General features: G+C 62.0%; 10 protein-coding genes. 5 read left to right on the top strand and 5 right to left on the bottom strand.

Annotated features, from left to right (window positions below):
- The first annotated feature begins 2 nt into the window (after window positions 1–2).
- Window positions 3–2,267, top strand: a complete 2,265-nt coding sequence (parC, locus tag PMI25_RS17930) for a DNA topoisomerase IV subunit A (RefSeq protein ID WP_007967404.1) — start codon at window positions 3–5, stop codon at window positions 2,265–2,267.
- A 186-nt stretch (window positions 2,268–2,453) separates the two neighbouring features.
- The gene (locus PMI25_RS17925) at window positions 2,454–3,164 is read left to right on the top strand and encodes a PqiC family protein (protein WP_007967405.1); all 711 of its coding nucleotides are present in this window, start codon (window positions 2,454–2,456) and stop codon (window positions 3,162–3,164) included.
- A gap of 251 nt (window positions 3,165–3,415) precedes the next feature.
- Here the strand turns inward: PMI25_RS17925 and PMI25_RS17920 are convergent, their stop codons facing one another.
- Entirely contained in the window at window positions 3,416–4,930 is a 1,515-nt protein-coding gene (locus PMI25_RS17920; RefSeq protein ID WP_007967406.1) for an AhpA/YtjB family protein, read from the bottom strand.
- 134 nt (window positions 4,931–5,064) lie between these two features.
- Between PMI25_RS17920 and serB the strand changes: the two genes are divergently transcribed.
- Window positions 5,065–6,279 (top strand): phosphoserine phosphatase SerB, encoded by a 1,215-nt coding sequence (gene serB, locus PMI25_RS17915; protein ID WP_007967407.1) that lies wholly within the window; start codon window positions 5,065–5,067, stop codon window positions 6,277–6,279.
- Window positions 6,280–6,414: 135 nt separating this feature from the next.
- Here serB and PMI25_RS17910 read toward each other — a convergent pair whose 3' ends face one another.
- The 4 genes from PMI25_RS17910 to PMI25_RS17895 all read right to left on the bottom strand — a co-directional run bounded on the left by PMI25_RS17910 (window position 6,415) and on the right by PMI25_RS17895 (window position 11,584).
- Complete coding sequence (locus PMI25_RS17910) at window positions 6,415–8,169, bottom strand: hypothetical protein (RefSeq protein WP_045122112.1); 1,755 nt, start codon at window positions 8,167–8,169, stop codon at window positions 6,415–6,417.
- Window positions 8,170–8,309: 140 nt separating this feature from the next.
- A complete protein-coding gene (gene asd / locus PMI25_RS17905) occupies window positions 8,310–9,170 on the bottom strand; it encodes an archaetidylserine decarboxylase (RefSeq protein WP_007967409.1) in 861 nt (286 codons plus the stop codon).
- Window positions 9,170–10,003, bottom strand: a complete 834-nt coding sequence (gene rhdA, locus PMI25_RS17900; protein ID WP_007967410.1) for a thiosulfate sulfurtransferase — start codon at window positions 10,001–10,003, stop codon at window positions 9,170–9,172. The genes asd and rhdA overlap by 1 nt, the downstream gene beginning before the upstream one ends.
- Before the next feature lie 42 nt (window positions 10,004–10,045).
- Window positions 10,046–11,584: an HDOD domain-containing protein gene (locus tag PMI25_RS17895; RefSeq protein WP_007967411.1), complete on the bottom strand. Its 1,539-nt coding sequence runs from the start codon at window positions 11,582–11,584 to the stop codon at window positions 10,046–10,048.
- A 166-nt stretch (window positions 11,585–11,750) separates the two neighbouring features.
- Here PMI25_RS17895 and motA point away from each other — a divergent pair, with 166 nt between their 5' ends.
- Together motA and motB are read left to right on the top strand one after the other, a co-directional pair.
- Window positions 11,751–12,602, top strand: coding sequence for a flagellar motor stator protein MotA (gene motA, locus PMI25_RS17890; protein ID WP_007952169.1), 852 nt, complete (start codon window positions 11,751–11,753; stop codon window positions 12,600–12,602).
- Between the two features lie 3 nt (window positions 12,603–12,605).
- The gene (gene motB / locus PMI25_RS17885; RefSeq protein ID WP_007967412.1) at window positions 12,606–13,682 is read left to right on the top strand and encodes a flagellar motor protein MotB; all 1,077 of its coding nucleotides are present in this window, start codon (window positions 12,606–12,608) and stop codon (window positions 13,680–13,682) included.
- The last annotated feature ends 13 nt before the right edge of the window (window positions 13,683–13,695 follow it).

The following is a 13,695-nucleotide window of genomic DNA, read 5'->3' as shown; positions in this document are numbered from 1 at the left end:
GCATGAGCGACTCCCTTGATCTCAGCCTGGACGGTGTAGAACGCCGCTCGCTGGCTGACTTCACCGAAAATGCCTACCTCAACTACTCCATGTACGTGATCATGGACCGTGCCCTGCCGCATATCGGCGACGGCCTGAAACCGGTACAGCGGCGTATCGTCTACGCCATGAGCGAGCTGGGGCTGGACGCCGATTCCAAGCACAAGAAATCGGCGCGTACCGTCGGTGACGTGCTCGGCAAGTTCCACCCGCACGGCGACTCAGCGTGCTACGAAGCGATGGTGCTGATGGCCCAGCCGTTCAGCTATCGCTACACACTGGTCGATGGCCAGGGCAACTGGGGTGCGCCGGACGATCCGAAATCCTTCGCCGCCATGCGTTACACCGAAGCCCGTCTGTCGCGTTATTCCGAAGTGCTGCTCAGCGAACTGGGCCAGGGCACCGCCGACTGGGGGCCGAACTTCGACGGTACCTTGCAGGAACCTTTGGTTCTGCCGGCGCGTTTGCCGAACATCCTGCTCAATGGCACCACCGGCATCGCTGTCGGTATGGCCACCGACGTGCCGCCGCACAACCTGCGCGAAGTCGCCACCGCCTGCGTGCGTCTGCTCGATGAGCCGAAAGCCACGGTCGAGCAGCTCTGCGAGCACATTCAAGGTCCGGATTACCCGACCGAAGCGGAAATCATCACGCCGCGCGCCGACCTGCTTAAAATGTACGAAACCGGCAAGGGCTCGGTGCGCATGCGCGCCGTGTACCACGTCGAAGACGGCGACATCATCGTCACCGCCCTGCCGCACCAGGTCTCCGGGGCCAAGGTGCTGGAGCAGATCGCCGCGCTGATGCAGGCCAAACCGTCGAAAGCACCGCAGATCGCTGACCTGCGTGACGAGTCCGACCACGAAAACCCGTGCCGCATCGTGATCATTCCGGTCAACAGCCGCGTTGATCACGAAGCGCTGATGCAGCACCTGTTCGCCAGCACCGAGCTGGAGTCGACCTACCGGGTCAACGTCAACATCATTGGTCTGGACGGCAAGCCGCAGCTGAAGAACCTGCGTGCATTGCTGGTCGAATGGCTGGAATTCCGCGTGCTGACCGTGCGCCGCCGTCTGCAATTCCGCCTCGACAAGGTCGAGCGTCGTCTGCACCTGTTGGACGGTTTGTTGATCGCCTACCTCAACCTGGATGAAGTGATTCACATCATCCGTACCGAGGAGCACCCGAAAGCCAAGCTGATCGAGCGTTTCGCCCTCAGCGAGATTCAGGCCGACTACATCCTCGACACCCGTCTGCGGCAATTGGCGCGTCTGGAAGAGATGAAGCTGCGCGACGAGCAGGACGAACTGCTCAAGGAACAAGCCAAGCTGCAAGCCCTGCTGGGCAGCGAAGCCAAGCTGAAGAAGCTGGTGCGCACCGAGCTGCTGAAAGACGCTGAAACCTACGGCGATGACCGTCGTTCGCCGATCGTCGAGCGCGCTGAAGCGAAAGCGCTGACCGAACACGATCTGCTGCCGAACGAGAAAGTCACCGTCGTGCTGTCGGAAAAAGGCTGGATCCGTTCGGCCAAGGGCCACGATATCGATGCCACTGGCCTGTCGTACAAGGCGGGTGACGGCTTCAAGACCTCGGCGGCGGGGCGTTCCAACCAGTCTGCCGTGGTGATTGACTCCACTGGCCGCAGCTATTCGGTTGCCGCCCATACCTTGCCGTCGGCGCGCGGCCAGGGCGAACCGTTGACCGGGCGTCTGACCCCGCCACCGGGCGCGACTTTCGAATGCGTGCTGATGCCGGAAGACGATGCGCTGTACGTGATCGCCTCCGACGCCGGTTACGGTTTCGTGGTCAAAGGCGAAGACCTGCAAGCCAAGAACAAGGCCGGTAAAGCCCTGTTGAGCTTGCCGAACAACGCCAAGGTGATCGCGCCGCGTCCGGTGAGTGATCGCGAGAATGACTTGCTTGCCGCCGTGACCAGCGAGGGGCGGATGCTGGTCTTCAATATCAGCGATTTGCCGCAGCTGGCGAAGGGCAAAGGCAACAAGATCATCGGTGTGCCGGGGGACCGTGTCGCCAGCCGTGAAGAGTTTGTCACGGACATTGCGGTTATCCCCGCGGGGGCTACGTTGATCCTGCAAGCAGGCAAACGTCCATATAAACTGAAAGCTGAAGACCTCGAGCACTACAAAGGTGAGCGCGGACGGCGTGGCAACAAGCTTCCACGTGGCTTCCAGCGGGTCGATGCGCTGCTCGTCGAAAACCTCAATTAGGTGAAAACGCCCATCTAGAGGCGTCGATCTACGATTTAACGCGTAGATCGACGCTTTGGCGCTGGAGTCGGAACGCATATTCACGGATGATATGCCCTTTCCAAGCGCCGGCGTGGCCGAGCGTTCTTCATTTTTATTGAGTATTTTCACTGTGGTCAGCCTTGTGGCGGCCACCTGGACGGGATGATGACTGCTCTGCGCCCCCTTATTTTTCTGCTCGCTGGCGTTTTGGGCCTGGCGGGCTGCAGCGTTCACCAGCCGGTGTCGCTGTATCAGCTGGACAGCGGAAGTCCGGCTCAGCCTGCGCAAAGCGCAGGCATGGCGGTTTTGTTGGGTCCGGTAGTCATTGCTGATTACCTGCAACGTGAAACCTTGCTGCAACGTCAACCGGACGGCAGCCTGCAAGCCTCGACCGATGGTCGCTGGGCGGGCAGCCTTTCGTCGGATATCGATCAATTGCTGATGCGTCAGGTGGCCGGCCATCTGGACAGCCAACGTGTGGTGCTGGCACCGGCCACCTTGGGTTTTACCCCGGATGTGCAGGTATTGCTGACCATCACGCGTCTGGACTCCGGTGAGAAGCAACCGGCGATCCTCGATGCACAATGGCGTCTGATCGACCGTCGTGGTCAGGTGCGCGACAACCGCATCGTTCATCTGCAGGAGCTGCATGCCGGCACCACGGCTTCGCAGGTGCAGGCGCAGGGGATTCTGCTGCAGCGTCTGGCCGAGCAGTTGTCGGTGGCGCTCAAGCCATTGGCCAACCAGCCTCCGGTGGCCGAAGCACCGCGGAAGGCAGCGCCTAAACCGGCAGCGCCGGCGGCGGATGCAGAGAAGCAGCCGAAGATTCCGATGGCTTCGCCAATTCGCACCGATATGGAAGTGTTCCGCTTCTAAGTCTGGTTTGAGTCAAAACAAAGCCCGCCTTGTGCGGGCTTTGTTGTGTCTGGGGGCAGGAAATCTTTGCCGTCAGTGCGGGCCTCTTCGCGAGCAAGCTCGCTCCCACAGGTCTTGAAGGTGTTCACAAGGTCTGTGGCAGCCACCGTCCACAGTGGGAGCGAGCTTGCTCGCGAAAGGGCCGGTACAGGCAACAAAAAAGCCCGCAGACAATCACTCGTCTGCGGGCTTCTGTGCATCTGGCCTAAGCCTTACGCCCGACGCTCATGCATCCGCGCCAGTTGCCGCTCGAGCATCGACGGATAAGGCTCCATCAAGCGCTCGACACAGCAAGCCCCCTCAGGGCTGGCGATCGGGCGGATCCGCGCACGCTGGCGAATCAGGTTGTCGTCACCGATCTTGCGCTCGACCAGCAGCAGGTTGCGGCTGTGTTGCGACAGGGCCAGCGCATCCTGGGCCGAATCGGTCAGCAGCAGGTCGATCTGGCTCAGGCCGAACAGCTCGTCGCCCAGGGTCAGGCCCAGCTGCAATTGCAGGGTGATGCCGCTGTCGGCGACTTCGATCTGCAACTGATGACCCAGCGCCCGCAGCAGTTCACCGCAGCAGATGGCATTGGTCAGATAGTCGTCACCGCTGTCTTCGGTGTGGAACAGCATCAGTGTGCTGCCATCGTTCAGGGTTTCGATTTCGCCCTGATATAGCGAAGCGGCCTGATCGAGACAATCGCGGTAGCGCTCCAGCAACTCTTCCAGGCGGGCACGCGGCAGGCGCCGCAGTTGTTCTTGCGAACCCAGCTGGATCGCCAGCACCGCGCTGTGCTGCGGCACGCTTGGTGTGGCCTTGCGCGCGACCGGTTGCGGCGCTGCATCCAGCGACTCGTCGCGCAGATCGGCAAACGCGTCGTCGTCTTCATCGTCTTCGACGGTGCTGACCACGTGGCGCGGCGCAGGTTTTTGCGCGGCCATCGGGCGGGTTTCGTCAAAGCTCGGGTCACGCAGGTTGCGCACTTCGAACTCCGGCTCATCCTCTTCCTCGAACTCGGGTTCCGGCTCGGGCTCGGGTTTTGGCGCCGGCTCCGGAGCGAAGTTGGCGTGCAGCTGACGCGCAAGGTCGCCGATCTCGTCCTGACGGTCGGTGCCCGGGGTGTATTCGTCGATGTTGCGCAGCCAGACGCGCAGTTGCAGCAACGGCGTCGACAGGTAACGGCCCATGCGCAGGCTCAGGGCCAGCGACAGCGCCAAAAGAATCGCACTGAGAATACCCATGCTCTGCAGGCTGATGGTCATCGGCTGCTGGAACTGATCCATGTCCAGGCTGATGCGCAGTTGCCCGGCGGTCACGTCCTGGAAAGTGATCTTGCTCTCGTACATGCCCTCGGCTTCGCCCAGCAGGCTGTGCTTGGGGCGCTGACCGGATTCGGCGAGGATGCGGTTATCCACGCTATAGATAGCCGCGTGGGCCACCAGCTTGTTCTTGGTCAGGTTGTTGAGCAGCACGTTGAGGCTGAGGATGTCGTTGGACACCAACAGTTCAGTGGCGGAGGTGGCAGTCTGCGTGGTCAGGCTTTCGCCCAGCGCATCGGCCTGCTCGTGCATGGCCTGCTTGAACTGCAAGCCCATCACCCCGGCATAGATCACCAGGGCCAGAGCGACCAGGATCACGTTATGGCTGGCAATGCGCAATGCAATCGGTACACGGCGATGACGCAGTGCACGGAAGATCAGCAGGAAGAAGTTATCGGTTTTAACTGGCGTGGGCCGGTTCACTGAGCTCGGCTCTTTTGTCCGTGAAGTTGACGCGCAGTATAGCGACAGGCCCTAGACCGGCAAAGCGCTCGCGGTGCCCGATGGTCACTGAAAGTGGGTAGAATGCGGTTTTTTTCCAGTTGCGGGGGTGCGCGTTGCGCGAAATCGTCCTGATTAACATCACGGGAGTCGACCGTCCGGGTCTGACTGCGGCCATTACCGGCGTTCTGGCCCAGGGTGGTGTGAACATTCTCGACATCGGTCAGGCGGTGATCCACGACACCCTGTCGTTCGGCATCCTGGTCGAGATTCCCGACTCCGAGCAGGGCAAAGCCGTGCTCAAGGACATCCTGTTCAAGGGCTACGAGCTCGACCAGCAGGTGCGCTTCACCCCGGTGTCCGAAGAGGATTACCAGCAATGGGTGGGCAATCAGGGCAAGAAACGCCACATCGTCACCCTGTTGACCCGCAAAGTGACCGCCGGCCAATTGCAGGCGGTCAGCTCGATCACTGCCAAATATGGCCTGAACATCGACCATATTGACCGTCTGTCGGGTCGCATGCCGCTGGACACTCCAGCCGACAAGGGCAAGGGCTGCATCGAGTTTTCCGTGCGTGGCGAAGCGGCAGATCCGCAGGCGTTGCGCGCCGAATTCCTCAGCGTCGCGCAGGAGCTGAACGTCGACATCGCCTTCCAGGAAGATTCGCTGTTCCGTCGCAACCGGCGTCTGGCGGTGTTCGACATGGACTCCACGCTGATCGAAGCCGAAGTCATCGACGAACTGGCCAAGGCTGCCGGCGTGGGCGAGCAAGTCTCGGCCATCACCGAGCGCGCCATGGCTGGCGAACTGGACTTCCGCGCCAGCTTCAAGGAGCGCCTGGCGCTGCTCAAGGGCCTGGACGTCAGCGTGCTGGACTCCATCGGCGCTTCGTTGCGTCTGACCGAGGGCGCGGAAACCCTGTTCGCCGAACTCAAGCGCCTGGGCTACAAGACCGCGATCCTGTCCGGCGGCTTCACTTACTTCGCCAAGCAGTTGCAGGCCAAACTCGGCATTGACTACGTGTTCGCCAACGAACTGGAAGTGGTTGATGGCAAATGCACTGGCGTGGCGATCGAGCCGATTGTCGATGCCCAGCGCAAGGCTGACCTGCTGAAGGAGCTGGCGCACAAGGAAGGCTTGCGCCTGGAGCAGACCATCGCCGTGGGTGATGGCGCGAATGACCTGCCGATGCTGGCGATTGCCGGGCTGGGTGTGGCGTTCCGCGCCAAGCCGCTGGTCAAGCAGTCGGCGAAGCAGGCGATCTCTACGCTGGGGCTGGATGGTGTGCTGTACCTGCTGGGCTTCCGCGATCGCGACGGGCAGCTCTGAGCCTGAGGCGGCCTCTGTGGCGAGGGAGCTTACTCCCGCTGGGGCGCGAAGCGGCCCCACTCTTTAATTCAAGAGAATGGGACTGCTGCGCAGTCCAGCGGGAGCAAGCTCCCTCGCCACAGTATCTTTAAGGATTCAAAGCGATTTCCACAACGAATCGAAATTCTCCTCGCTCCCGCCATTCTGCGCGGCCTCCAGCGAGCGATAGGCAAACTGATTGAAGCTGTGCGTACTCGCCACCCGTCGATCCAGCCCGGCGCGGTGTTCTTCGCCGTGGGTGTTGATCAGCACTTTATTGCCTTCCTGAAACGGCAGGCGCGGGGCGAGCAAGGTCGCCGGCAAGTCGATGGCACTGATCTCCGGCAATAGCAGCCCGCGTAAATAGTGGCTGTGATCATCCCGCGAGCGCACCAGTTGCAAACCGCAAGGTTCGGCGTGTGGCGCCACCAGTTCTATGCCCATTTGCGGCCCGCTGCCGCGTACCTGGCGAATCCAGCGCACCACCGCAATGCTCCAGCCCTGATTGGAACTGTCCTGAATCCCGACCATTTCTCCGGCCTGTAACTCGGCCGGCACCTCACTTGGCCAGCCCAGGCAATAACCACCGGGGCTGTGGTTGATCACCGGCAACGTGTAGGTCGGGTAGTTCGGCGTGCTGTCGGTGTCGCTTTCATCTTCGCCCAGATGGTCGTACTGGATTTCCTCGTAGGGCAGCAACTCGTCTGCCGCAGACTGCGGTGCGGCGTCGAAGGCCTGGCTCCAGCTGTCCTTTTCACCCTTGACCACCGCGCGGCTGAAGTTGGCCGCGCGGGCGCCGGGATGTTTCAGCAGTTCGCTGAAGCTGCGCTCGCCGCCCAGATAGAAGTGCAGGGCGCTCATGCCGACGCACACGGTCAGGCTGCCCTGGCCGGCAGTGCGCTGAAAACTGCGTTCGGCAGCCTGGCCCCAACTGGCGTGCAGATGTTGCAGGGTGTCGAGGCTCAGTCCTGCCGGGATCGGCAACGGCGTCGACGTCTCCTGCTGCAGTAAATGCGCTTCGATCACGTTCACCAGCGGTTGTGGATCGAAGCCCAGCAATGCGCCCTGTTGTTCTTTGCGAAACATGCTGCGGTAACGCGGGCCGGCGTCCAGTTCGGCGCTGATGGCGAACAGTCCATCCTGCGGACTGCCGGGATGCAATTTGAGCAGGGCACTCCACGGCTCCAGCACTTCGGCCAGCCGGGCGATCTGGTTCTGGCGCAATTGATTGCAACGGGCGCTGCCCAGCAGCAGGGCGGCGATGTAGGTCTGTTCCAGGCTCAGTTCGCTGCTCAGGCTCGCCAGTTCGTCATGTACCCGGCGCTGTTGCAGCTGCAAGGCGCAGGCCACGCGATACAGCTGATGCAGCTCGAACCACAGATGTTCCGGCGGCGGACTGTACAGCTGCGTCGCCCGCAGCAGTTGCCCCTTGAGCGCATGCGCGGCCCGTTGCAGAGCCTGACTGACCAGTGCCGCTCGATCCTTGTGGTACTTGGGGGCAATGCGCAGAACGATCTGCTTGTAACCGATCGCCAACTGACTTTGCAGCGCCTGACACAGGTTGCTGATCTTGCGCGAACGATCGTCGAGCAGGATCGCCTGATGCAGGAAGTGCCGCTCCAGATGCTGGCAGACGAAGTACACCTCGGGGCGCAGCAACTCCAGCAGTTGCAGGCGATTGTCGCTGGGGGTGAGCAATTGGTTGAGTTCGCCCAGGCCCTGGTACAACTGGCGGGCGGTTTCGCCGATGTTGGCCTTGGGCAGGCCGGCGATCCAGCGTTTGAGGTCGCGCGGGGTGGCTTCGCAGAACGACAGGCGCGTTTGCGTCGGGGTCGGGGCGCTCAGCAGCGGTGGGGAGATGGTCTGGCTCATGCCAAAAACCATAGCAGCAAATGAACCGGTCGGCCTTCAACCGGTAGGAGCTGCCGCAGGCTGCGATCTTTTGATCCTGGTTTTTAAAAACAAAGTCAAAAGATCGCAGCCTGCGGCAGCTCCTACAGGGGCGCCTTGTATCAGGCGTTTGGCAGGGCCAGGGCCTGGCCCATTTGCACTGGAGACCCGGCGACCAGTGTTTCAGCCCATTTCACCTGATCCGGACCAAACAGCACGATCGCGGTCGAACCCAGCTTGAAGCGCCCCAGCTCCGCGCCTTTTTCCAGATGAATCGGCGCACGGGCGGCTTCGTCGTAGCGGAAGGTTTTCAGCTCGCGCTTCGGTGGGGTGACCAGACCGGCCCACACGGTTTCGATCGACGCGACGATCATTGCGCCGACCAGCACCACGGCCATTGGCCCGCGCTCGGTGTCGAAAATGCACGCCACACGCTCGTTGCGGGCGAACAGCTCCGGAACGTTTTCCGCGGTGGTCTGGTTGACCGAGAAGATCCGGCCCGGGATGTAGACCATCTCGCGCAGGGTGCCGGCCAGCGGCATGTGCACGCGGTGGTAATCCTTCGGCGACAGGTAAATGGTGGCAAAGTCGCCGCCCATGAACGGCGCGGCATTCGCCGTGTCACCGCCCAGCAGTTCCAGCACGCTGAAGCTGTGGCCCTTGGCCTGGAACACGCGACCGTGTTCGATCGGGCCGAGCTGGCTGACCGCACCGTCGGCCGGGCTGAGGATCGCGCCCGGGGTCTGATCCAGTGGCCGCGCGCCGTCTTTCAGGGCTCGGGTGAAGAACGCGTTGAAGTGCTCGTAGGCGGTCAGGTCTTCGACCAGCGCTTGCGACATGTCCACCTGATAACGCTTGGCGAACCACTGGGTGAAGGCATTCTTGAACCAGCGCACGCGGCACTCGGCAACGCAACCGGCCAGGCGCGACAGCAGGTGATGAGGCAGCAGGTACTGGCTGAGGATAAACAGACGCTCTTTCATTAGTTGTCCTTAGAACCTTGAATCTCGACAGGCGTGTCGGGGTGGTTGCCCCATTCGCCCCAGGAACCGGCGTAGCCCTTGACCCGCGGATAACCGAGGGACTTGGCCACCAGATAAGTGAAGCCCGACCGGTGATGGGTCTGGCAGTGGGTAATGATTTCTTTGTCCTTGGTGATCCCGAGGTCTTCGAGGATCTGCGGCATGTCCGTGCGAATCCGCAGCTGACGCGCCTTGTCCATGCCAGCGGTCCATTCGAAGTTCACCGCGCCGGGGATGTGTCCACCCTTGGCGGCCAGCACTTTCTCACCGGAATATTCCAGCGGCCCGCGTGCGTCCCAGATCGCCAGATCGGCGGCGCCGAGACGGCTTTGCAGGTATTCGCGGGTGGCAGTCGGTTCGTCGTGCAGGGTCAGCGCCACCGGACCGCCCACCGCAGGCGGCACCTGGATCGACATCGGCATGCCGGCTTCCAGCCACGCCGGCAGACCGCCGTCGAGATAGTGATACTTGTCGTGACCGATCACGTCGAGCAGCCAGATGAAGCGCCCGGCCCAGCCGCCGCCTTCGTCGTCGTAGACCACGTAGACCGCGTCCGGGCGATGGCCCAGCTCACCGAACAACTCTTCGAGCTTGTCTTTGGGCGGCATCAGCCCCGGCGCCGGGAGCTGGCCGAGCTGGGTGCGCTTGGGATCGACAAAGCGTGCGCCGGGAAGGTGACCTTCGGCATAACGGGCAGGGCTGGTCAGATCCACCAGAATCAGTTCAGGGGAATCGAGACGCGGGAGCAGGTCGCTCGGCTCGATGACGAGCGGCAAGCCAGAGAAGTCAGACATGTGAGGTCTCCAGAGCACAAAGGGGGGGATTGTAGCGCAGCCTCATCGGCCACGGCTGCTAAAGCTGTGCAGGGCCTTTTCGATGCACTGCGCGGTTTTGCCGAACGCCTGCACGGTGATGTCGGCGAACGGCCCACCGCCCTGGTCGGCCACGACGATCATGATCACCCGACCGTTATTGACCAGCGAGCGCAGGAACAGATGCTCGCCCCGGAACAGCGAACGCAGGCCCGGCGGCAACAATGCGGAAAACTGTGCGTTGTTCTCGGGGTTGATCCGCACCTGAGCCTGTTGTGCGAGCAGGCGCTGCAAGACTTTGCTTTGACTGACGACGAAGTTCAGCGCGGCGGCTTCTTTCGGCAGGCCGAAGGTCTGGTGCACGCGCAGATTCGATTGCGTGCGGTCGGCCATCAGAAGCATCACCCGACGCATGCCGCTGGCGACCAGCGCATCACGGGCGGCGACGGTCAGGCTCATGGCATTGGTGAAGCGGCTCGGCTCGGCCAGCAGTTCGGCGCATTGCCGGCGCCATTGAGTCAGATCCTCGGCATTCGGCGCCGCCGCCGGCAGCATCCCGGCCGGCAGGCGATGGGTGCCCCACGGCCATAATAATGAAACGGCCGGGTGCCACAGATCGAGCATGGCATGCTGGCGCGCACTGTTGGCGGCTTGCTGGTGCAACTGCTGCTGCACTTCTTCCATCGAGATTTGCAGATAAAGGCTGGTCAGGTACTGCCAGCGCTCGCTGTGCGGACTGTCCCAGGCCTGTTGTGCCGACAGCGCCAGGCCGTTGGCCAGCAACACGGTGTTGGCTGGCTGGTTGAGCCAGCGGCGCAGGGTCGGATCGTCGTCGAGGCGATTCTGCTGGCGCAACGGATGTTCGCTGTCGCGGGCGATGCGCAGTACTTTCACCAGTTCGCGCTGTTCGCTGAGCAGCAGCTTATAGCCTTGCTGCACCCAGATCGGCAGGTGCCAGACCTGCACCAGCGCCTCGGCGATCCTCAGCAGGCGTACGCCAAACAGTTGCTTCTCGACCGTGCGCGCCGATTCGCCCTTGTGGATAACCCGCAGCTCCCACTCTTCGAGCAATTCGGGAAACGTCAGCGCCAGCGGCCACAGCGGCGAGAGAAACAACAGGCTGCCCCAGTGAATGTCCTGCCACAGGCGCGCCAGGCGACTGGCGAAAAAACCGTTGGCCTGTTGCGTCGCGTGCTGGCTGATCATTTGCAGTTGGCGCAGCGCCTTGGGGATCTGCATCTGCGGTTGGACGGGCAGACGCGCGAGCAATTCTTCAGTCCGTGCCAGGCCCAGACGGTTGATCGCGACTTCAAGGTTTTCTGCCGGCGCGGTCATCGTGCCGAGGGTGTGACGATTGGCCTCACGGATGATGCTCAAGGCCAGCGCCGGGCTGTCCTGCATCAGGTCGGCGATGTCGCGCAGCGAGCTGCGGTTGTCACGGATGGCCCGGCACACCTTGTCGTGCGCCTCTTGCGGCACGGGCAGGCGCACGCCATCGAGCAGTTTGACCCAGCCCTCGAGCGTAGTCGGTTTTGCGTGTGGGACGTTCGTTTCATTAGCCATGTCTGGACGAGATCTTCACTGACTGTAGACGCGCCCGGCATGGGCTAAATTGGCTTTTCGCCTGAACTGGCTATAGTCTGGCGCAGTTTTGCCGATAAGTAGAAGAAGAGATTTTTTAACTTCCGAATATGACCTTGAACCCGACTTAAATAAGTACTTTCTACCTATGGCTAAAATTATCGGCATCATCGTCGTATTCGCGAGCGTGCTCGGCGGATACGTGCTCTCCCACGGCAAAATTGCCGCCCTGATCCAGCCCTTCGAGGTGATGATCATCGGTGGTGCGGCCCTCGGTGCATTCCTGCAGGCCAACCCCGGTTACATGACGATGCACGTGCTCAAGAAATCCCTGAGCATGTTCAGTTCGCGCTTCAGCCACACGTTCTATCTGGAAGTGCTCGGCCTGATCTACGAGATCCTCAACAAGAGCCGCCGCGAAGGCATGATGGCCATCGAAGGCGACATCGAAGACGCTGCCGCGAGCCCGATTTTCGCCAAGTACCCGGCGGTACTCAAAGACGAGCGCATGACCGCGTTCATCTGCGATTACTTGCGCATCATGTCCTCCGGCAACATGGCTCCGCATGAGCTGGAGGGCCTGTTCGACATGGAACTCTACAGCCTCAAGGAAGACCTCGAGCATCCGTCCCATGCGGTGAACGGCATCGCCGACGCCATGCCCGGTTTCGGTATCGTCGCGGCGGTACTGGGTATCGTGGTGACCATGGCGTCGCTGGGTGAGGGCGATCAGAAATCCATCGGTCTGCACGTGGGTGCGGCACTGGTCGGTACCTTCTTCGGTATTCTCGCGGCCTACGGCTTCTTCGGGCCGTTGGCGCATTCCCTGGCGCACGATGCCAAGGAAGAACTGAACGTCTATGAAGCCATCAAGGCCTCGCTGGTGGCTTCGGCTTCCGGCATGCCGCCATCGCTGGCCGTGGAGTTCGGGCGTAAAGTCCTGTACCCGGCGCACCGTCCAAGCTTTGCCGAGCTGGAACAAGCCGTTCGCGGTCGCTAAGTCATGGAAAATAATCAGCCGATAATCATCAAGCGCGTCAAGCGCATAGCCGGTGGGCATCACGGCGGGGCGTGGAAAATCGCCTTCGCCGACTTCGCCACGGCGATGATGGCGTTCTTCCTGGTGTTGTGGCTGCTGTCCACTGCAACACCTGAGCAGAAGATCGCCATCGCCGGTTACTTCAAGGATCCGGTCGGCTTCTCCGAAAGCGGTACGCCGTACATCATCGATCTGGGCGGCACACCGACCCTGGCACCGGAAAACACCCTCAACCCTGAGGTGAAGTCGCAGCCGCAACCGGACAAGGTCACGGTCGACACCGAGCAGGTCGAAGGCATGGCCGAACAGGTCGAGAAAGAACGCCTGGAGCTGTTGCTGCAAGAACTGCAGAACAAGGTCGACGAGAACCCGCAGCTGCAGAAGTTCAAGGATCAGATCCTGTTTGAGATCACCCCTAACGGCTTGCGCATCCAGATCATGGACGCGGAAAACCGGCCGATGTTCGACTCGGGCTCGGCACGTCTGAAGCCGTACTTCGAAGACATCCTGCTGGCCATGGCCGACACCATCAAAGCGGTGCCGAACAAGATCAGCATCAGCGGCCACACCGACGCCAAGCCGTACACCGGCACCGGCGATTTCGGCAACTGGGAACTCTCGGCCAACCGTGCCAACGCCGCGCGGCGTGCGCTGGTGGCAGGCAGCTATCCGGATTCGCAGGTGGCGCGGGTCGTCGGTTACGCCTCGTCGGCGCTGTTCGACAAGGAAAACCCGTTCAACCCGGTCAACCGCCGCATCGACATTGTGGTCCTGACCAAAAAGGCCCAGGCCGCCATCGAAGGTTCGCAAGGTGCCGACGCGGCCAAGCCAGCCGCCGAAGGTCAGAACGGCGCCGCTCCGGCGACGCCGGTCGATCCGAACGCGCTGCCGGCGGATCAGCAACCGGTGCCGGCCCATGAGTTGCGCGAACGCTTGAACCTGTTCGACGACGCTGCACCAAAACCGGCCGCGCCGGGGGCTGCGGCGCCAGCGCCAACAGCTCCGCCCGCCGCTGCACCGGCCCCTGCGCCGAAGCAGTGAGCGACAAAAAAAC

The organism is Pseudomonas sp. GM30 (assembly GCF_000282275.2).
GTDB lineage: Bacteria > Pseudomonadota > Gammaproteobacteria > Pseudomonadales > Pseudomonadaceae > Aquipseudomonas.
Note: the sequence above shows the minus strand (reverse complement) of the source record. Positions and strands in the feature narration are given on the sequence as shown.

Bases quoted from the DNA above. Each gene is read 5' to 3' on its own strand.
- PMI25_RS17910 (WP_045122112.1), bottom strand. From the start codon at position 8,169: ATGAGCCAGACCATCTCCCCACCGCTGCTGAGCGCCCCGACCCCGACG.
- PMI25_RS17925 (WP_007967405.1), top strand. From the start codon at position 2,454: ATGACTGCTCTGCGCCCCCTTATTTTTCTGCTCGCTGGCGTTTTGGGC.
- rhdA (WP_007967410.1), bottom strand. From the start codon at position 10,003: ATGTCTGACTTCTCTGGCTTGCCGCTCGTCATCGAGCCGAGCGACCTG.
- PMI25_RS17895 (WP_007967411.1), bottom strand. From the start codon at position 11,584: ATGGCTAATGAAACGAACGTCCCACACGCAAAACCGACTACGCTCGAG.
- asd (WP_007967409.1), bottom strand. From the start codon at position 9,170: ATGAAAGAGCGTCTGTTTATCCTCAGCCAGTACCTGCTGCCTCATCAC.
- parC (WP_007967404.1), top strand. From the start codon at position 3: ATGAGCGACTCCCTTGATCTCAGCCTGGACGGTGTAGAACGCCGCTCG.
- motB (WP_007967412.1), top strand. From the start codon at position 12,606: ATGGAAAATAATCAGCCGATAATCATCAAGCGCGTCAAGCGCATAGCC.
- motA (WP_007952169.1), top strand. From the start codon at position 11,751: ATGGCTAAAATTATCGGCATCATCGTCGTATTCGCGAGCGTGCTCGGC.